This is a genomic window from Rhizobium sp. SG2393, from assembly GCF_042610495.1.
In the GTDB taxonomy this organism is placed as follows: Bacteria; Pseudomonadota; Alphaproteobacteria; order Rhizobiales; family Rhizobiaceae; genus RU20A.
In genome coordinates, this window is the sequence record NZ_JBHGAP010000011.1 from 137407 (window position 1) to 158015 (window position 20609).

A 20609-nucleotide genomic window follows, 5' to 3' on the forward strand; every position below is an offset into this window, starting at 1 on the left:
CATCACGAAGACTTTGAAGCCTGCATGGCGACCCCATGCAGCGGGAGTATGCGCATGAGCAAGCAAGTTATCGAATTCAACGGTGAACCCGTCGGCGTCGTCGTCCCGGACCACGACCGCCTGAAGTTCCTGGCCGTCAAGTACCACGTGTGGGCGCTCGACGCGCAGCGCTTTTCGAGCGTGGAAGAGGCGCAGGCCGCCATTCGCGGCCTCTTTGCCGGCCCGCCGGTCCGCGCCAACCCCACTCAGGCTGGTCTCGCGGCGTAAGTCGCCTGATGGCGAAGAGAGCCTGCCTTGATCCTTGGCCGGTGCATCCGCGCCGGCCCGCGACCCGGGCCAGTCAACCGGTCAACGACCGGCAGGCGGAAAGCGACAAGCGCGCATCCCCGAATCTGACCGTAGGCGGCCCCTTGGACAGCATACGGCGTTGATCTGATGCGCGAAGGGGTTTAGCAGGGTGCCAATCACAAGGCAGACGCCGAGGACTGGCCCATGGCACCGAGACCCCTGACATCGCAAACGTCGGACGAGACCCGCGCACGGGCCTCCGTAACGCGAAGCCTCACCGCCACCGTCGATGGGGTCGTGGCGCTGAAGGCTGCCTTCGAGACGGATCTCGCCCTGTCGCGCAGCATCGTCGACGCCGTGGCGTTGATCGCCGCCGGACGTGGCCGCGTCGTCGTCTCCGGTGTCGGCAAGAGCGGCCACATCGGCCGCAAGATCGCCGCCACGCTCGCCTCGACCGGAACGTCGGCCTATTTCGTCCATCCCACCGAAGCCAGCCACGGCGATCTCGGCATGGTCACTTCGGACGATATCCTGCTTCTGCTGTCCTGGTCTGGCGAAACGGCGGAACTCGCCAATATGCTGACCTATGCCAAGCGTTTCCGCGTGCCGATCATCTCGCTGACATCGGGTGCCGAAAGCGTTCTCGCGCGCAATTCCGATGTGCCCGTCGTGCTGCCCAAGGTGGTCGAGGCCTGTCCGCATGGGCTGGCACCTACCACCTCCGCGCTGCTTCAGCTCGCCGTCGGTGACGCGATTGCCATCGCCCTTCTCGAGGGACGCGGTTTCTCGGCCGAGGATTTCAAGGTCTTCCATCCCGGCGGCAAGCTCGGCGCGCAACTGATGCTGGTCGGCGAACTCGCCCATTCCGGCGAGGCCATGCCGCTTTTGCCGCTCGGCACACAGATGAGCGAAGCCCTGATCGTCATGACCTCCAAAGGCTTCGGCGTAGCGGGCGTGACCGACGGCGACGGAAAGCTCATCGGCGTCATCACCGATGGCGACCTGCGCCGCCACATGTCGCCCGCCCTCATGCAGACGCCTGTCGATGCCGTCATGTCGCGCCACCCGCGCACCGCGCCCGCCCGCATGCTGGCAAGTGCTGCGCTGAAGGCGATGCAGGACCAGAAGGTCACGGTGCTCTTCGTGATCGATGAGGCCGGTATCCCGACCGGCGTGCTGCACATCCACGACCTGCTGCGCGCCGGCGTGATCTGACGTCCGTCAGCTAAGCCCTTGGGGCCACGCCCGCTTGACGGGCTTGCGGCGCGGCGCGGGATCCACATAGGCGCCGGGCTCGTTCACGTCGCGCGCATCGAGCCGCGCCGCGATCGCCTCCGCACCCGCCCGTGCACCCTCCAGCGAATAGAAGTTCCCGCGCACCTGGATCGTCGCCGCCATCAGCCGCAGAAAGGCCGATAGCAGAACCGGATCAGGCTGGTGCGGCTCTGCCCAGAAAACGTCCAGCGGCCGCTGGTCCGAGAGCCCCTCGACATCGAAGACCGCCGATCCCAGAACCTTGACCGGCACGGCCTGCTGGTAGGCATGCAGCCCAACGGTCGAATTGACCGTCACCACGCCCTGGCTGCGGCCGAGGAGCAGCGCCAGATCACCGCCGTCGAGATAGAGGATGCGGTGGGAAATCCCGAGCGCCTCGGCGCGGGCCTTCGCATAGGCTTCCCAGTCGATAAGGTCGTTGTCGAGCGGATGAACCTTGATGACCAGCGTGGTATCGGCCGGCGCATGGGCAGCGAAGGAAGACAGGATCTCGTCGATCGCCTGCTTCTGGCTGTGATAGGGCGAATGTGCCCGCAGCTGGAAATCCGTCTCCAGTTGCAGCGGATAGACGAAGAACGGGCGCTCGCTTTCCAGCAACCGGTCGATCCGCGCTTGCGCGGTCGCCGCGCGCCGCTTTCCTGTCGCCAGCCTGCGGATCCACCCCACGTATTCCGCCAGCGGATGGAAGATCGCATGGCGGCGATAATGCGGATAGAGGAACCAGAGGAAGACATTCGGCAGGTTGTAGACGAGATCGAGCCCGGCATCGGCCACGAAGGTCTGGCTGTAGCGCCGCGTCCAGTCCGGCTCCGGCAGGCCCTCGGCGGCGGCAAGGATCTGCGCGGGGTCGCGCGGAAAGCGGGAGTTGGATGACATGCCCTCCCGCTCGATCGTGATCCAGTCGGGTCTCAGATAGCCCATCTCGACCACGGAAATCCTGACGCCGTTGCGCCGTGCCGCCGCGCAGGCGGCCTGATGATAGGGCCGCTCCTCGCCGAGCAGGATCAGCTCGTCCACGCGGTTCAAAAGCATGAAGCGCTCGACGAAACCCGGCCAGTTGGCTGCGGTGCCGCGATAGGCGGTCGCCCCGCCATGGCGCCAGAAGATTTGATCGCCGGCATTCAGGTTGATCCGCAGGCACCGGTGGCCGCGTTTTTCCAGCGCGCGCGCGATGTAGACGAAGAGCAGCGAGGACGGTCCTTCCAGAAACAGGAAGGTGCGGGCGGCCGGCGGTGTTTCGGTGCGTGGCGCTTCGCTCACCCTCAGCTCAGCCTTTCCTTGTTGAGGCCGGCATGGTTGAGCAGCACGCGCACCAGATTGGCCGGGTCCTCGTTCTTCGGGAAGGTCGGGGCATGCTGCGCCTTGCGCGCTGCCGACAGCGGCACGATGAAATAGTCCGTGCGCGGATCGGGGAAGGGGTCGGCGAAGGATTTGAGAAGCGGCGCATGATCGCCATAAAAGAGCAGCCAGACCGGCCGGTCGAGGTGGTTCAGCCCGTCGAGCAGCTTGGCGAGGGCCCGGTCGGATTGCTGCAGCAGTTCCAGGTAGATCTCGACCGGATCGGTCATGCCGGGAACGCGATCAGGCTCCCAGGGGCCGTGATTGGCCATGCTGGCAACGAAAACAAGGCCGGGTTGATCCTCCGGCACTTCCTCGCAGATGCCCAGCACCTTTTCGGTCAGCTTGTCATCGTTGACATAGGGGCCGTCGCGGCCGGGATCGTGGTCGAAACTGTCGAGCATCGACATGTGGTCGAAGCCAAGCTGCGGCATGGCCTTGTGGCGCAGGAAGAAGGTGCGGTCATAGGGATGCACGAAATGCGTCTTCCACCCGGCAGCCCGCATTTTGCCCGGCCAGACGACATCGGCATAATGGCTGGCGCGAAGATAGGGGTAGCTGGCATCCACATGGATGTCATCCGGCTGCAGGCCGCTCAACACGGCAAATTCCGTGCGCAGCGTATAGCCGCCCTCGAAGACGCTGTTCAGCCGTCCCCATTGCACGGCGCGCTGCTTCATCCGGTCGATGGTCGGCAGCGCCAGGCCCGGCACGTCGAAATGGCGCATGTCGATGAAGGACTCCGACTGCCAGACGACGACGACCGGGGCCTTGTCGGTGGTGTACTGATCGATGAGATCCTGGAAGGCGGCAAGAATGCGGTTCGACATCTCCGCCACGATCTTCTCGCGCCGCACGCCGAGCCAGATCAGGAAGTTGAAGATGACCGAACAGAAGGTGCCGAACCTGACCGTGATCAGCCGCGGCTCGATGACCGGCATGAAGCGCTGCACCGTGGCGGCGATCGGCGCATTGATGGGCGCGAAGAACAGCAGAAACCAGGTGACGTTGGCGATCAGCCACATCACGAAGATCCAGAAGAGGTGATTGTGTTCCGGCAGCACATGCGGCTCGAACCACATATAGAGGCCCGAAACACCGAACACATAGGAGAAGGAGACGATCCAGAAGACGATGTTGAGCTTGGAGGCGTAGAAGATCGTCTTGTACTTGAAGACGTCGGCCACGAGCGCGATGTCGGAGAAGACCAGCGGCTCGCGGATGAACTGGAACTTGGCGCGCGAGATCGCCATGAAAATGATGAAGAAGCTCATCGTCCCCGCACCCGCATAGAGCGGCCGCCAGGAAATCGCGAAGAAGCCGGCAAAGACCAGCGCAATGATCGGCAGGCGTACCGCCACGTCGAAGACGTAGTTCTTCCAGGTCATGCCCTGCCGCTTGGCGCGCCGCACCCGCTTCGGCACGGCGAAACGGTCCATGAACACCGAAACGATGAAACTGAGCGTGAAGGTCCCGAGCGTTAGCAGGACAGGATAGTCATGAAGGCGCAAGGGGATCAACGCAAAAACATCCGTCTGCTGGCGGCCTGCCATCGGCCGCGCTCTGCCTCATTTCGTGCGGGACCGGGGTGGTGACCCCCTCGCACGATGCCGTTCTCTTCCCGTCTCGTGCTTTAGGCGCAAACAGGCCGCACGACAAGATGGCGTCCCGTCTTCCACCGGCCTGTTTGCCCGTCGCGCGGCGTCAGGCGCGGCCCCGGCCTTTCCTGAGGGCAGCGATCTGCCGGTCGAAGACGGCATGGATGAGCGGGGAGACGAGCGGTCCGAAGCGCGCCAGCGCCCAGAGCGTGGGCGTGAAGAAGGTCTCGAAGCGGCCGGCATCGATCGCGGCCACGATGCCGCGCGCGACCACCTCGGCCGATACGGGCTTGACCTTGCCCATGATGACTTGCGCCTCCGGTGGGCGGCTGTCCAGTTCGCGCGCCAGCTGCGGCGTCTGCGTGTCCGGCGGATAGCAGATGGAAACGCGGATGCCGTCCGCCTTCACCTCGCTGCGCAGCGCTCCGGCATAGCCGCGCAGCGCATGTTTGGAGGCGCAATAGCCCGCATAGCCGTGAATGCCGATGAGCGCCGCCCCGGAGGAGACGAGCATGATGCTGCCGCCGCCGGCCTGCCGCAGGACGGGAAGAACGGCGCGCACCGCATTGGCGGTTCCGGTGAGGTTGACGGCGATCTGGCGGTCAAAAAGGTCGGCCGGCTGCCCGTCGAAGGCGCCGGGCTCGACAATGCCGGCGGACGAAACGAGGATGGTGCAGGGGCCGAAGCGCGCCACGGCACGCGAGACAGCCGCCTCCAGAGCCGCGCGATCGGCCACGTCGGCCGCCTCCGCCGCCGTGCCCTCGCTTCCGAGCGATTGGCGTGCCTCTTCCAGAAGATCCATGCTGCGGGCGATCAGCGTCACGCGCGCCCCGCGTGCGCGATAGAGGCGGGCGACGGCAAGGCCGATGCCGCTCGATCCGCCCGTGACGATCACATGCGGCCTGCCGGAATGCGCCATCGGACCGTCTTTCTCAGCGGCTTGCGAGCAGCTTCATCATTTGCTCGACATCGACCGAGCCGAGGCCGAAATTCCGGTCTGTCAGTGCCTTGAGCTTTTCCGCCGTCAGACGCACGGTCTCGCGGATCTGTGCATCCGTGTGCTCGCTGGTGATGAAGAAGCGCAGGCGGGCCAGACCCTCCGGCACGGCCGGGTGGATGATCGGCAGCGCATTGACACCGGCAGCCAGCAGCTCGTTGGAAAGCTGGACGGCGCGCAGCGAATCCCCCACCAGCACAGGCACGACGGAGTAGCCGACGCTGAGGCCGGTATCGAGCCCGGCTTCCTGCGCAAGCTTCAGGAAGAGTTCGCCATTGTGACGCAGCCGCGCCGTGCGCTCCGGCTCGCGCGCCACGATCTCGAGGCTCGCAATGGCGGATGCGGCAAGCGCCGGGGCAAGACCGACCGAATAGACGAAGCCGCCGGCCTGCGCCTTCAGCACCGCCGCCAGCGCCTCGCTGCCGGCCACATAGCCGCCGCAGCTGCAGGTCGTCTTCGACAGCGTGCCCATCCAGATATCGACCTGCTTGGGATCGATGTCGAAATGCTCGAACGTGCCACGCCCGCGCTTGCCGAGCACGCCCAGCGAATGCGCTTCGTCCACCATCAGCCAGAAGCCATATTCGGCCTTCAGCTTCAGGATCGCCGGCAGGTTGGCGACGTCGCCATCCATGGAATAGATGCCCTCTACGATGACGAGGATGCGGCGATAGTCACCCGAAACGGTGCGCAGCACGTGTTCAAGGTCGGCTGCGTCATTGTGCTTGAACAACCGACGTGTCGCGCCCGACAGCTTTATGCCCGATAGCGCGCTGTTGTGGATGAACTCGTCATGCACGATGAGGTCTTGCGGCCCCATCAGGCAGCTGATCGCCGCGACATTCGTGAGGTAGCCGCTGACGAAGCTGACGGCGGCATCCACGCCGTAGAACCGCGCGATGGCTTCCTCGAGCTGCTGGTGAACCGGCCGCTCCCCCGCCACCAGCCGGCTGGCAGAGGCGGAAATCCCGAAGGTCTTGATCGTCTCTGCCGCCTTTTCCAGCACCTTCGGGTGACGGTTGAGGCCGAGATAGTCGTAGGAGGCGAAGTTGATGAGCTCGCGCCCGTCGATGATGGTCGTCGCACCCGCAGCCGTCTGGTGGGCGCGGTAGAAGGGATTGGCAATTCCCATCTGCTCGCTCACCAGCTTCTGCGTCATCACCTGCTTGTATTCCGGCAGATCCTCGAAACGGGCCTGCTGCCGGCGCACCGGCGGCGGCAGCTCGCGTTCGGCACGCGCCGCGCGATTGCGCTCGGAGGACTGGTGCGTGTTGCGCATCCGGTCCAGCAGGCTCTCTTTTACGCTGCTCTTCATCTTGCGGGCCGAGTCTGTCGTGTCGCGATCGCTCATTGCTTCAACGCCTTCTCCGGTTCGCCGGCCGTGGCCACATGTCGCTGGGCCAGTTCCGCCACCAGCTTGTGATCGCCGGCATCGGCCTCCTCGTCGCCGCCCTGGTCGCGCTTGCTGACCTTTTCATAGAGCTTTCGGGCGACATCGCCGACCGTGGTCGTATCGGCAACGCCTGACAGCGGCATGTCGAAACCGGTGTTCTGCTGGAAGCTCATGCCGAGTTCGACGGCCATGAGACTGTCGAGCCCGATTTCCTTCAGCACCTTGTTGCGCGAGATCGTGTCCTTGGAGACACGCAGGATCGCGGCGATCTCGCTTGCCACCACGTCGAACAGAACCTGTTCGGCATCCTGCGCCGACTTGCCCTCGATCATCGCGACGAGGTCCATCGTCGCGCCATCGCCGCCGCCGGCATGCTGGTCGGCGCTGCGCAGAACGATCTCGAAGAGCGCCTGGCGTGCCACCGGAAGGTTGCGGGCGGCCTGCCAGTCGATCTCGGAGATCATGACGGTTGCGGCATCCACCGTGCCTGGATCGGCCTCGATATAGGCCTCGACCTGATCGAGCGCGACCTGCGCCTTGAGCGCCGTCTTGCCGATACGCTTGGACAGGAGGTCGTTCACGTCGGTGTTCTGCGCGAGATAGCCGGTATCGGCAATCGCGCCGAAGCCCACGGCAAGACCTGCAAGCCCGGCCGCGCGCCGCGCCCGGGCCAGACCTTCGAGATAGCCGTTCGCCGCCACATAGTTGGACTGGCCGGGATTGCCGACAAGCGTCGTGGCCGAGGAGAACATCAGGAAGAGGTCGAGATCGTCGCCACGTGTCAGCGCATCCACGATGCCGGCACCCTCAGCCTTGACCGCGATGACCGGATGGTTGCGTTCGCGCGAGAGATTGCTGATCAGTGCGTCATCCAGCACCATGGCGGCATGCACGATGCCCTTGATCGGGGCCTCGGCGCGCAGCGTTGCCAGAAGCTCGGTCGCCGCTTCCCGGTTCGTGACGTCGCAGGCATGGACCGAAGCGGTGACGCCCAGCTTCTGCCAACGCGCGATGGCCGCCTTCGTCTCGGCATCCGCTACGCCGCGGCGCGAGCAGAGTGCGATGCGTCGCGCACCCTTTTCCACCAGCCAGTTGGCGGCAACCAGGCCGAAGCCGCCGATGCCGCCGATGACGAGATGCACGCCCTCGCCGGAAAGCTTCATGCGGCGCACCGACATGCTCGCCACCTCGTCGCGGCCGGCCACCGGCGGGAGCACGACGATCTTGCCGATATGCCCTGCATTCTGCATCAGGCGGAAGGCGTTGCCGATCTCGTCGTGATCGAAGGCGCGGAAGGGAAGGGGCGACAGGCGACCTTCCTCGAACAGCGCACCGATCTCGGTGAAGATCCGCCGGGTCAGCGCCGGCTGGTTGACGAGCAACTGGTCAGCATCGATGCCGAAATAGCTGATGTTGCGGCGGAACGGCCGAAGGCCGATCTTGCTGTCGCCGTAATAGTCGCGCTTGCCAAGTTCCAGGAACCGGCCGAAGGGCTTCACCAGTTGGAGGCTCAGTTCCATCGCATCGGCAAAGAGCGAGTTGAGAACGAGGTCCACGCCTGCACCATTCGTCACGCGGCGCACATCTTCCACGAAGGCCAGCGTGCGGCTGTCGAACACATGGTCGACGCCGAGCATGGTGAGGAAGCGGCGCTTCTCCTGCGTGCCGGCGGTGGCGATGATTTTCGCGCCCTTAAGCTTGGCGATCTGGATTGCCGCGAGGCCGACGCCACCCGCCGCGCCATGGATGAGGATCGTTTCGCCCGCCTGCATACGGCCGAGTTCCACCATGGCGTAATAGGCCGTCAGGAAGGCGACGGGAACGCTTGCTGCCGCGACCGGATCGAGACCCGACGGGAGCCGTGCGACCCCTGCGCGCGAGACGACGGCATGGGTGGAGAAGGCATCCGAGGCAATCGCCATGACGGCGTCGCCCACGGCAAGATCGCTCACGCCTTCGCCGACGGCGACAACATGGCCGGAAAGCTCCATGCCGATTGTGGCCCCTGCAAAGCCGTCTTCCAGCGCTTCTTCCGGCAGCAGGCCCATGGCCCACATCACGTCGCGGAAATTAAGGCCGGCAGCGGCCACCTTGACGACGATCTCGCCGGCGCCCGCCTTCGGAATGTCGGTCTCTTCCCAGGCGATGCTGCCCACCTGCGAGGACACGCGCTGGCGGATGGTGGCGGCCTCGAAAGCATGCGTCATGCCGCTCGTTGCGCCCACGGGGCCCGGAACGGCGCGCACTTCGCCCAGCCGTCCGCTTGCGGGATCCACGACCCATTCCCGGTTGCCCGCATCCGCAGACGCCAGACGCAGGGCCGCCTTGACGGCGCTTGCCTCGGCCCCATCGGCATCAACGAGATGGAGGTCGATCAGGTCGTATTCGTTCTGCACAACGCGGCCGAACACCCAAAGGCCCGCATTGACGGGGCTTGTGGTCCGCGTGCCGGTGACAGGGGCGCCACCAGGCGCGAAGACGACCAGGCGCGGACGCTGCGCAGCAGCCGGTTCGCTCGCACCGAAGTGGTCGCGCACGGCCTCCGCGAAAGCGCTGAGATGCAGCACGCGATCCTCGAGGATTGATGCGGCCTTTGCATCCTCAGCCTTGACGGCGGGGGACAGATAGAGGGCGCGCACCACACGGCCGCGCAGCGCCCGGATCGCCTTGCCGATCTCGGCCTTGTCGGCGGCAAGATCGCCCTTGAGGCTCGCGGTCACCACATGACCATCCGGCTTGGCCGGCCTGGCGCCGGCGGGCACCAGCAGGATCGTTTCGGCGTCCTCGACGTCGACGTCTTCCGCAGCCTTGCCTGCAAGGCTGCCAATGGCCGTCTCGATGCCGATCAGCGCGCCTGTCGCAACCTCGATCTCATCGACGCGGGCTTCCGCGACGCCGAGATCTTCAAAGAGCTTCTGCCACTGGCTGGCAGAGGCGACCTTGCCGATCGGGAACTCCGACGCCTGGCTGCGGGCAAACCAGCCCTCGCTCATGCCGAACACGAAGTCGGCGAAGATGCCGGGGCCACCCACGGCTGCGATCAGCTTGCGTTCGTGGGCTGCCTCGCCGCGGAAGGCGGCGCGCAGCGCGGCATTGTCCTCGATCAGCATCTGCAGGCTGTCGGATGCGCTGAAGGCGAGGTCGAAGACGGGGAGGGCAGCAAGGCTGTCCTTTGCCAGAACCGTGACATGCGCGGAGGTCTCGAACGTCAGTTCAAGGTTACGCTGAGGGTTCTCGCGTGGCTCGAAAATGGCGAGCGTTGCGCCATGACGGCCGGCGAGATCAGCAACCTTGCGGCTGAAGCTCGGCGACACCGTCCCGAGTTCGAGAAGGCGCAGAGCCGCACCCGGCGCGGCCTTGAGCGCGCGTTCGATGGCAGCGAGCACCGTTTCGGCGCGCTGGCGGGCAGCGGCGGAGTGTACGGACTGATGATCGGCGGTCGCCTCCGAGATGAACGGCTTGCGGGCAGGGGCCTCGGCCTCCTGCCGCTGGCCTGCCTGCTCGATGCGGGCGAGCGCCTCGACATAGGCATTGTTCACCAGCACCGCCTCGACAGCCCGGTCCGAACGGTCGGCATAAAGCTCGGTCAGGATTTCGCCGACGGCCGGCAGAGAGAACTCCGGCTCAATCGTCACCGTGCCGTTTTGGTTCTGGCAGAGACCCGCGTCTTCGAGGATCAGCAGGCAGTTCTCAAGGAAGCAGCGGAATTCGAAATCGCCGCCGATTTTCCGCGTTTCGATCGTCCGGCCGCCGCGCGCGAGCTTCAGTGCGATCTCGTGGCAGGCGCGATAGATCGCGGCATTGATGAGCAGAGAGGTCTCGTCGATACCCGTTTCTGCCGGTGTTGCCAGCAGGTTATCCGTAAGCGTAGGACGACGATCTGGCGCCGCGAAGACGGCAAGGCTCGGCACCGTCTCGTAGTGGAAGGCGAGTTCCCGCAGTCCCTTGTGCTGACGCAGATAGGTGCGGCGGAACCGGCAATCCTCGAAGGCTGCGATCAGCTCGCCCGACTTCGAATAGAAGTGGAACTTCGCCTTGATGGAATTGCCGCTGACGCGTTCGATTTCCACCAGCGCCTTCTTCACGGGTACGCCCGGTGCGATGAAGCGGATACTGCCGAAGCGTACGGGAATATAGGGTGCGCCACCCCGTTCGCCCGAGAACCGGTCAAACAGCGCCACGAGCCCGTGGAACGTCGCATCCACCGACATCGGGTTGAGGTCGTAGACCGCCATGGGATGGCCGGGCGCGGCGGCGTCCTTGAGTTCCACCTCGACGAAGCGCTCACCGTAAGCTGTTGCTTTCGCAAGAAGCTGGAAGCGAGGACCGTAATCGAGGCCGAACTGACGCGCCGTGTGATAGGCCTTTTCCGGTGTCACCGACGCCGTCTTCGGGCCACGGTCGGCGGGCAGCGCGAACGGAGCAGCCGCAAAGGGCACGGGCTTGCGGCTGCGCGCGACCGCATGCACCGCCCAGTCGTCTTCCGTCAGCCGCTCGCGCGAGCGGATCTCGATGTCGCCTGTCTCGGGCGAGACGACGGTCGACAACTCCATGATACGCCCCTCGATCAGTTCGAGCGGACGCGCGATCTCGAGATTGACGATCTCCGCACTGTCGGTTCCGTGGAAGCGGCGGGCCGCCTGCAGCGCGATNCGATCAGTTCGAGCGGACGCGCGATCTCGAGATTGACGATCTCCGCACTGTCGGTTCCGTGGAAGCGGCGGGCCGCCTGCAGCGCGATCTCGATGAAGCCGCTGCCCGGCAGGATGGCCTTGCCGTCCACAACGTGCTCGGCAAGGTCGGGGAAGAGATGGGCATCGATATGGTTCTTCCAGACCGACCCGTTCGGATCGACCCGCCAGCCGGCAAGCGTGTAGACGTGGTGGCCGCCGCGGCCGAAAATATCGCTGGAGTCTGTGGTCGATGCCGGCCGCAGGTCGGCAGGTTCGAAAGGAAGACCGGGCAGGCTGACGGCTGCATTGCGTCGGCCAAACACGCGTGTTGTCTCGACGGCTGCGCCATGGGCAACGGCGCGCGCCATGGAACGCGATACGGGATCGTGACCCTTTTCAGATGCATCGCGCAGAAGTGTCGGAATGACGGTGCCGGGTGCCGATGACTGCTTCACCGTTTCCTTGAGGTAGGACGACAGGATCGCGCGGGGCGACATTTCCAAAAACAGCGAACAGCCGAGTGCGATCGCGGCTTCGGTCGCCTGCTGGAAGCGCACGGGCTCGCGCACGTTGCGCCACCAGTAGCCGGCATCCAGCTGATCCCCGTCCATACGGGCGCCCGTGACTGTCGAAAGATAGGCAATATCGCTCGTGCGCGGCGCGATATCCGGCAGATCCGAAAGGAACGCCTCCTTCGCCTGGTCGATGATCGGGTGGTGGAAGGGGTAGTTGATGTCGAGGACCTGGGCCGGGATCTTCGCCTTGCGCGCCTGCTCGCGATAGGCGTGGACCTGATCGACCGGACCGGAGATGGTCACGGAATTATGCGCATTCGTGGCTGCAATGCAGATCGCGTCGAAACCGCGCGCATCGGCAAAGGCACGGGCCTGCTCCTCGCCGAGCATGACGGCGGCCATGGTGCCCTGGCCGGCCAGCATGTCCTGGTGCAGCGAGCGCTTGGCGACAATCGCGACGGCATCGACAAGCGTCAACGCGCCGCCCGCATAGGCAGCGGCAATCTCGCCGACGGAATGGCCGAAGACGGCCGTTGGCTTGATGCCCATTGCCACGAGCGAATCCGACAGCGCAGCCTGAACGGCAAACAGCAGCGGCTGGGCAATCTTGGTGTCCGACAGCTTCTTGTCGAGGTCCGGGTCCGTCAGCACCTCGACAAGGTCGAGGTCGGAATGGAAGCGGAAGAGCGCTGCAATCGAGGTAAAGCTCTGGCGGAAGTGCAGGTTTTCCCGGAACGCATCGACACCCATGCCGGCAAACTGGGAGCCGTTGCCGGAAAACACGAAAGCGACCCGCGCGTCGCGCACCACGGCTTCACCGGTCTCGCCGATGTCGGAGGCCGGCTTTTCCAGATGGCGCGCAATGGCGCGGACGATGTCCTCCGCATTCTCAGCGCGCGCCACGAAACGATGACGCATCTGCGTCCGGTTGGCGCCGGATGCCGAAACGATGGAGCGCACATCCTGACGCGAGGCACGCGCAAACCGCCCCTTGTAGTCTTCAAGCAAGGCTTCCAGCGCGCTCGCGGTGTGGGCGCTGGCGAGGAAAACATGGCTGGTCCCGGCGGTCAGGCTCTTGTCCTCGACCGCCTGCTCCGGGTCGGAAATGACCACATGCGCGTTCGCGCCGCCAAAGCCGAAGGAGTTGATGCCGGCAAGCCGCGCCCGCTTGCCCTTCAGAAGCTCGATCGGGTTGGCCGTCACGCGCACGTTCAGCCCTTCGAAGTCGATGTTCTCGTTCGGCGTTTCGAAGTGCAGCGAAGCCGGCAGATAGTTGCTTTCCAGCGCCATCTGCGCCTTCAGCATGCCGAACAGACCGGATGCCGGTTCCGTATGGCCGATATTGGACTTGATGGACCCGATCGGCACCGGCGCATTGCGCGGTTTGCCGATGACGGTCCCGATCGACCAGACCTCGGCCGGGTCGCCGACCTTCGTCCCCGTTCCGTGTCCTTCAACGAAGGCGACCTGGTTCGGGTCGATGCCGTTGCCTTCATAGATCGCCCGCAGCAGGTTTGCCTGGGCTTCCCGCGATGGCAGCGAAATACCGTTGGTCCGCCCGGCAGAATTGACGCCGGACGCCACGATACGGCCATAGCTCCGGTCGCGTTCGCGGCGGGCGCGATCTGTCCGGCGCAGGACGAAGACGACCGCCCCTTCGGCGCGGACGTAGCCGGCACCGTCATTGTCATAGGCGCGGCAGAGGCCTTCCGGCGACAGCATGCGGGCCTGCGCAAAGCCGACGAAGGGCAGGGGATGGGCGAGGATGTTGACGCCGCCGACGATGGCCGTGTCGATTTCGCCGGAATTCAACGCACGGTAGGCCTGGTCAAGCGCGACCAGCGAAGACGAACAGGCCGTATCGACCGTCATGCTCGGGCCGCTGAGCCCGAAGATGTGCGAAATGCGGTTCGAGACGATCGACAGCGTGTTGCCGGTCATGAAGTAAGGGCCGGCTGCCGCGGGATCCTCGACCGTCAGGTTGGCATGGTCGAGGCTGGAGGCGCCGATATAGACGCCGACATTCTCGCCGTGCAGGGAGGATACCGACATGTTGGCGTCTTCCAGCGCCCGCCACGCAACCTGGAGCAGCACGCGCTGCTGCGGGTCCATATACATGGCCTCGCGCTGCGACATGCCGAATGCGCCGGCATCGAAGGCATAGATACTGTCGAGCACGCCGGCGCGGAACGTGTATGTCTTGCCGGCAACGCCCATGTCCGGGTGCCAGAAGCGGGCCTTTTCCCACCGGTCGGCAGGCACCTCGGTGACGGCGCACTCACCCCTGCGTAGCAAGCCGAAAAGTTCGGCTGGCGTTTGGGCTCCGGGGGCGACGCAGGCGCGTCCGATAATCTCAACCGTCATATTCCGCAAAAAACCTTCGGCAAATGTGTCTGTGTGCGTACGCAGGCATCGGTCATGCACGCTGGATCGAACATGTGGATGGCGCGTTCCCATCCCCGGACCGCACCAAACAGTTAGCTTGCTATTAACTGATCTCCCCTAGCTTGCAAAGTCAGGTGAGAGAATACCCGAATGATGCTCCTGCCCGAGCATTATGCGGGCAATAGGCGTTCACATATGAATACAGTGTGAAATCCGCTCATCCGCTATTGTCATTTTGGCACAGGCGATGAATTTGAAGGATGGCGCCGGCTGGTGTCTTGTTGTATCGGCGTTATTGTGCTTTTCAGGTCGCGGGCAGAAGCGTCCCAAAAGCATGCGGCAGTCACGGCGCTTCGGCGGTCCGGTTGCCGAATTCGGAGTACAGTCTTTGATCCGTTACGGTGCGATTGCAATCTGTCTGGCGCTTGCGAGTTGTAAGGCAGTCCCCGGAGAAGGTCCGCTTGCGAGCGATATTATCTCCGATGCCGGCCGCTCCGGCAGCGAAATCGGCCGGCGCGATGCGACCGTTTTCGACATTGTCGATGTCGATGGCTACAGCGCACGTCTGGTGTCCAATTACGTTTCGACCGCGCTCAGCCGCCGCTTTGGCGTGGGCGGCGGCGTCGGCGCCGTTACCATCGGCGTGGGCGATCAGTTGAAGGTCAGCATTTTCGAGGCCGGCAGCGACGGCCTTTTCTCCACCACCGAATCCAAGCAGACGTCGATTGACATCGTCGTCCAGCCGGATGGCATGGCCGCGATCCCCTATGTCGGCTCCGTCCGCTTCGCCGGCCGCACGCTGGAGCAGGCCCGCCAGGCCATCCTCAAGGCGCTCGTCAACAAGGCCGTCGAGCCTGACGTCATCGTCACCAGCGTCGGCACCACCTCGCGCAACGTGACCGTCTCCGGCGCCGTCGGAAAGCCATCCATGGTGCCGCTGAACCTGATCGCCGAATCGATCATGGACGTCATCGCGCGCGCCGGCGGCCCCGTGGCCCCGCCCTACGAATCCTACGTGACGCTGACGCGTGCCAACAAGACGAGCACGGTTCTTCTGAAGACCCTGCTCGACTCCCCGCGCGAAAACATCAACGTCCGCCCGGGTGACCAGATCTTCGTCGTCCGCGATCCCCGCACCTTCACCATCCTCGGCGCCGTCAAGGGCAATCAGCGCGTTCCCTTCGGCGCGAACGACCTGAACCTGCTGGAAGCCGTGGCGCTGGCCGGCGGCGGCAACGATGCCTCCGTCGATGCCCAGGGCTATTTCGTCTTCCGCTACGAGGAGGCTGATATCGTCGAGGCCCTGCTCGGCCCGCAGAAGTTCAGCAACCTCGTCAACAAGGGCCTGAAGCCGGATGCGGAAGGACGCTACCCGATCGTCTACCGCTTCGACATGTCGCGCCCCGACAGCCTGATCGTCGGCCAGACCTTCCCGGTCAAGAACCGCGACGTGATCTACGCCTCGCGCCATCCGTCGGTGGATATCTCCAAATTCATGGACTTCGTCGCCCGCCCGATCGGCGCGGCTTCCTCGGTGCGCAACATCACCAACAACTGATCGGCATCCGATCGCACCCTTTGAAAACCCCGCCAGCAACAGCCGGCGGGGTTTTTTGTTGCCGTCCTTTGCCGGCGACGCGACTGCGCCTGCTCCTTCGGAATCCGGCAAAGAAAAACCCCGCTTCTTGCGACGCGGGGTTCATCGGTCTGCGTGGATGGTGCGGACGGCCGCCGCTCAGTCCTAGTCCTCGGCGTCCATCTCCATCGTCGCCGGCGCATCGCGCTCCAGCCCGATGATCGAGCGCTTGCCGACATGGTTGGCAGGTCCGACCATGCCTTCCTGCTCCATGCGCTCCACGAGCGATGCAGCGCGATTGTAGCCGATCTGCAGGCGGCGCTGGATGTAGGAGGTCGAGCACTTCCGGTCGCGCAGCACCAGCTTCACGGCCTTCTCGTAGAGATCGTCCGCATCGCCTTCGCCCAGCGCGCCCTTGTCGAACACGGCGGTGTCTTCGGGCTCCTCGACCTCGCTGTCCTCCTCGTCCTCGGTCACGGTGCTGAGATAGTCGGGACGGCCCTGCAGCTTCAGATGCGCAACGACCCGCTCGACTTCTTCATCCGAGACAAAGGGCCCGTGCACGCGCGAAATCCGCCCGCCACCCATCATGTGCAGCATGTCGCCCTGGCCAAGCAGGTGCTCCGCGCCCTGTTCGCCGAGGATGGTGCGGCTGTCGATCTTCGACGTTACCTGGAAGGAGATGCGGGTCGGGAAGTTTGCCTTGATCGTGCCGGTGATGACATCGACCGAGGGGCGCTGCGTTGCCATGATCAGGTGAATGCCGGCGGCACGCGCCATCTGCGCCAGACGCTGGATGGCGCCTTCGATCTCCTTGCCGGCCACCATCATCAGGTCGGCCATCTCGTCGACGATGACGACGATGTAGGGCAGCGGCGACAGGTCGAGTTCCTGCTCCTCGAAGACAGGCTCGCCGGTGGAACGGTCAAACCCGGTCTGCACGTTCGCAAGGATCGTTTCGCCACGGGCACGGGCATTGGCCGTGCGTTGGTTATAGCCGTCGATGTTGCGCACGCCGAGACGCGACATCTTGCGATAGCGCTCCTCCATCTCCCGCACGGCCCATTTCAGCGCCATCACGGCCTTCTTGGGATCGGTCACGACCGGGGTTAGCAGATGCGGAATACCGTCATAGATCGACAGTTCCAGCATCTTCGGATCGACCATGATCAGCCGGCATTCCTCCGGCTTCAGCCGGTAAAGGAGCGAAAGGATCATCGTGTTGATGGCGACCGACTTGCCCGAGCCGGTCGTGCCGGCGACCAGCAGATGCGGCATTTTCGCAAGTTCCGCGATGACGGGTTCGCCGCCGATCGTCTTGCCGAGGCAGAGCGCCAGCCGCGCGCGGCTTTCCGAATAGGCCTCCGATTCCACCAGCTCGCGGAAATAGACGGTCTCGCGAACCGGGTTCGGCAGTTCGATGCCGATGACATTCCGGCCGGGTACGACCGCAACGCGCGCCGAAAGGGCCGACATGGAGCGGGCGATATCATCGGAAAGGCCGATGACGCGCGAGGACTTGACCCCCGGTGCCGGCTCGAACTCATAGAGCGTCACGACCGGGCCGGGACGCACGTCGATGATCTCGCCCCGCACGCCGAAATCCTCCAGCACGCTTTCCAGCAGCCCGGCGCTCTGTTCCAGAGCCTCCTGCGTCATGGTCATCGTCTCGCGCTCGGGTGCATCGTTCAGCAGGTCGAGCGAGGGCATTTCATAATCGCCGCCACTCGCCAGCGGCGCCGGCATCATGGTCAGCGGTCGTGCGGAAACCGTGCGGGTGCGTGTCGGTGCCGGAGCGGGTGCAGGCGTTGGCTCGGCCTCGACATGGGCATCGATGCCTGTCTCAGCGATGGGCGCAGGTGCCTCCATCGGCACCGATGGCATATCCGCCGCGATGTCGGCCACGCTTTCCGACGCCAGGGTTTCACAAGCCGGCTCGGTGACGGAGGAGACGGCCGCGGCCGGTACTGCGACATTCGCTGCCGCCGCTGCCAGGGCTGCCTCGAGCGCCGAGATGGCGGCACTCGGACGGCGCAGATCAATGGCGCGATAAAGCGTTTCGATCGGCGGCTGGATACGGATCGGCCGGGACCATGCCGTCTGGGCCGGCTGCACGGGTGCCGCTGCGACGGGAGCCGTCGCCACAATCGGAGCCATCGCCAAGGGCGGGTGTACCATCACACGCGGCGCCGTTGCCATGGTCTGGCCGAGCGGTCCCGAGACGGCAGCCGGGGCAGGGGCGGACGTATCCCCCGCTCCGAAAAGCGAAAGATCCACATCCTCGGCAATTGCCGTCCAGAAAATCGAATCCGGCAAGGCATTGAGAATGGGGGCAGCAACGACGGGCGCGCCGGGCGAGTGCTGCTCCACACCCGTACCAGCCGCAAGCCCATCCGCCACCACGACCGGGGCCGCCGCAATCTGCGTGACAACGGCCGGCTCCTGCGCCTGTGTCGCCTGCGCCGCGAGACGGCCAACCACGCTGCCTCGCCCACCGCTGATCGTCCCGCTGCTGACGGATGCCTTCTCGACCACCGGCGTCACGAGCGCGACAGGAGGCGCCTGCGGCGGCGTCAGCCCCAGGGCATCGGCGGCCTCGCGATGCCGCAACGTTCCAGCCACTTCGCGCCGCAACTTTGCCAGAAGCGACATGGCATCGCCCTGCCAAACAACCGGCTGCGTGACCGGCGGCAAGGCCTGCAAGCCGGTTTCGATAGACGTGTCAGAGGGCACGGCGGCCGCAGGCTGCGCGGTGGGGATCATCAAGGCATCGGCCTGGCTCTGCTGGACGGTCGGCGCTAGCGCGGACGTTAATTCCGGCACCGCGACCATCGGAACTGCATCCGACAACACCACCTCGCCTTCGCCCTCACCACCCTTGCGCGGAATGGCATTTTCAGGCGTGCGGGTGAAGCGGACATTTGGCCGGATGATGAAAGCCCGCTGCCAATCCGGCAGATCGGTCAACTCGCCAGCCCCCTTCAACGTCCCCCCATCGCCCCGGCTCCCTTGCTGTTCGGCCGATTTTTTCAGGCTGGCTTGGACCGGGGCAGGGCGGATCTGACGCATGGGACGCTTACTCTCAACTACATGTCGAACGTTGCCTTTTTCAATAAAAAAGAAAGGTTAATACCGGCTTGACGGGGGTGCCGAAAATGCTTCAGCCCGGCGGTCCCGCGGCAAAGAACACATCAACGACGTTTCAAGAAAAGGATTTGCAAACAATATCTTGAAGGGATTTCAATCGCAGAACTCCGCTTGTGGGCGTTCGTTGCCGCTCGGCGTCCGTGTTATCGCCTCACCGAAGCCGCGCATAGGCATCCTTCAGCCGTTCGCGATAGGCTGCGCTGGAAAATGCTTCAGCGCGGATCCGGCCCGCGGCCACCAGGTCTGCGCGCAATGTCGGTTCCGTCGCGATCCGTTTCAATCCTTCGCGAATCGAGGCGACGTCATAGGGATCGACCAGCACCGCTGCATCACCGGCGATTTCCTTCATCGCACCTTGGTTGCTGGTCAGCAGCGGCGTCTCGCAAAGCATCGCCTCGACCAGGGGCAGCCCGAATCCCTCGTAGATCGACGGAAATGTAACCGCGAGAGCTCCCCGTGTCAGGCGCACGAGCTGCGCGCGTGTTACGTAGGGCAGGCGCAGAATGCGCAGAGGCCCGCCGGGATTGGCCAGATGGGCATGGTAGGCGCGAAGCTCATTCTCGATCAGCCACCCGTCCTTGCCCGCGACCACGAGCGGGATGTCGAGTCCGGAGGACAGATGCGCCTCGATTAGCCGCCCGACATTCTTTTTGGGCTCGACTGCGCCGTAAAACAGCAGGAAGCGGCCCATCTCCAGCCCGAAGTCGGCAGCAAGCGTGACCGCGACATGGTCCATGCCCTCGCCAAGCAGGTCGTCTGGGATATCCACATCCTGATAGGTGTTGACGACCCGCCCATCCGCAATGTCGAACAACGCATGGATGTCCGCCTTTGACTGCTCCGACACTGTCACGATCAGATCCGCCGTCTGCGTGATCTTGCGGATCATGGCGTAATAGGCCCGCTTGTTGTCAAGTGTGGTCTCCGGCAGCTTCAGCGGCACGAGGTCATGCAGCGTGTAGATGTTGGCGGCGCCGCTTAGGAGCGCCGGCAGCGGATAGGTCCAGTGGGCCACGTCCGCCTGCATAACGTTGCGGATGGATTGAAACCTGTCCCATGTCAGAGGCAAGGACGGCCGGTCGAACACATAGGGAGCGCGCCAGTACTGCGATACGCCATCCAGACGGTAACGGCTCTCGCTATCGTAGAGCACATTATGCCCAGCTTTCGTCGGCACGGCGTCCGAGACAAGTTTCGCGAGGCGCTCTGCATAACGGACAGTGGCAGGCCGCTTCTTGAACCAGGGTGTCGGGCCTGCAGCGCGGTCACCATAAAGAAGGTGCACGTCAAGGTCGAGGGCCGCCAGGTTTCGGCACAAAGAGCGCGCATAAGTCGCAACGCCTGTCCCTTGCGACAGCGCAAGATTTTTACCGTCGATGACCACACGCCATCGGTCTGAGACTGAGTTCTTGTCGCGTATCATG

Annotated in this window: 9 protein-coding genes and 1 pseudogene; 3 read left to right on the top strand and 7 right to left on the bottom strand. The window is 64.5% G+C overall.

Annotated features, from left to right (window positions below):
* Nucleotides 1-54: 54 nt before the first annotated feature.
* Entirely contained in the window at nucleotides 55-267 is a 213-nt protein-coding gene (locus tag ACED18_RS18770; RefSeq protein WP_377295123.1) for a hypothetical protein, read from the top strand.
* Nucleotides 268-492: 225 nt separating this feature from the next.
* Nucleotides 493-1503, top strand: coding sequence for an SIS domain-containing protein (locus ACED18_RS18775; RefSeq protein ID WP_377295125.1), 1011 nt, complete (start codon nucleotides 493-495; stop codon nucleotides 1501-1503).
* A gap of 6 nt (nucleotides 1504-1509) precedes the next feature.
* Here the strand turns inward: ACED18_RS18775 and ACED18_RS18780 are convergent, their stop codons facing one another.
* The 5 genes and pseudogenes from ACED18_RS18780 to ACED18_RS18800 all read right to left on the bottom strand — a co-directional run bounded on the left by ACED18_RS18780 (nucleotide 1510) and on the right by ACED18_RS18800 (nucleotide 14441).
* Nucleotides 1510-2823 carry a capsule biosynthesis protein gene (locus tag ACED18_RS18780; RefSeq protein ID WP_377295127.1) on the bottom strand — a complete coding sequence of 438 codons (1314 nt, stop codon included), beginning with the start codon at nucleotides 2821-2823 and terminating at the stop codon, nucleotides 1510-1512.
* 2 nt (nucleotides 2824-2825) lie between these two features.
* Complete coding sequence (locus tag ACED18_RS18785) at nucleotides 2826-4454, bottom strand: LTA synthase family protein (protein WP_377295129.1); 1629 nt, start codon at nucleotides 4452-4454, stop codon at nucleotides 2826-2828.
* Nucleotides 4455-4605: 151 nt separating this feature from the next.
* Nucleotides 4606-5418 (bottom strand): SDR family oxidoreductase, encoded by an 813-nt coding sequence (locus ACED18_RS18790; RefSeq protein ID WP_377295131.1) that lies wholly within the window; start codon nucleotides 5416-5418, stop codon nucleotides 4606-4608.
* 13 nt (nucleotides 5419-5431) lie between these two features.
* Nucleotides 5432-6847, bottom strand: a complete 1416-nt coding sequence (locus tag ACED18_RS18795; protein WP_377295133.1) for an aminotransferase class I/II-fold pyridoxal phosphate-dependent enzyme — start codon at nucleotides 6845-6847, stop codon at nucleotides 5432-5434.
* A pseudogene (locus ACED18_RS18800) lies at nucleotides 6844-14441 on the bottom strand (SDR family NAD(P)-dependent oxidoreductase). The gene ACED18_RS18795 and the pseudogene ACED18_RS18800 overlap by 4 nt, the downstream one beginning before the upstream one ends.
* A 409-nt stretch (nucleotides 14442-14850) precedes the next feature.
* Here ACED18_RS18800 and ACED18_RS18805 point away from each other — a divergent pair.
* A complete protein-coding gene (locus ACED18_RS18805; RefSeq protein ID WP_377295135.1) occupies nucleotides 14851-16020 on the top strand; it encodes a polysaccharide biosynthesis/export family protein in 1170 nt (389 codons plus the stop codon).
* A 183-nt stretch (nucleotides 16021-16203) separates the two neighbouring features.
* Here ACED18_RS18805 and ACED18_RS18810 read toward each other — a convergent pair whose 3' ends face one another.
* Together ACED18_RS18810 and ACED18_RS18815 are read right to left on the bottom strand one after the other, a co-directional pair.
* Entirely contained in the window at nucleotides 16204-18870 is a 2667-nt protein-coding gene (locus ACED18_RS18810; protein WP_377295168.1) for a DNA translocase FtsK, read from the bottom strand.
* 466 nt (nucleotides 18871-19336) lie between these two features.
* A complete protein-coding gene (locus ACED18_RS18815; RefSeq protein ID WP_377295137.1) occupies nucleotides 19337-20608 on the bottom strand; it encodes a glycosyltransferase family 4 protein in 1272 nt (423 codons plus the stop codon).
* Between the last annotated feature and the right edge of the window lies 1 nt (nucleotide 20609).

What these genes read in the sequence shown, in the direction of transcription:
- ACED18_RS18815 (WP_377295137.1), bottom strand. Translation starts at nt 20,608, where the DNA reads ATGATACGCGACAAGAACTCAGTCTCAGACCGATGGCGTGTGGTCATC.
- ACED18_RS18810 (WP_377295168.1), bottom strand. Translation starts at nt 18,870, where the DNA reads ATGGTCGCGGTGCCGGAATTAACGTCCGCGCTAGCGCCGACCGTCCAG.
- ACED18_RS18795 (WP_377295133.1), bottom strand. Translation starts at nt 6,847, where the DNA reads ATGAGCGATCGCGACACGACAGACTCGGCCCGCAAGATGAAGAGCAGC.
- ACED18_RS18785 (WP_377295129.1), bottom strand. Translation starts at nt 4,454, where the DNA reads ATGGCAGGCCGCCAGCAGACGGATGTTTTTGCGTTGATCCCCTTGCGC.
- ACED18_RS18790 (WP_377295131.1), bottom strand. Translation starts at nt 5,418, where the DNA reads ATGGCGCATTCCGGCAGGCCGCATGTGATCGTCACGGGCGGATCGAGC.
- ACED18_RS18775 (WP_377295125.1), top strand. Translation starts at nt 493, where the DNA reads ATGGCACCGAGACCCCTGACATCGCAAACGTCGGACGAGACCCGCGCA.
- ACED18_RS18770 (WP_377295123.1), top strand. Translation starts at nt 55, where the DNA reads ATGAGCAAGCAAGTTATCGAATTCAACGGTGAACCCGTCGGCGTCGTC.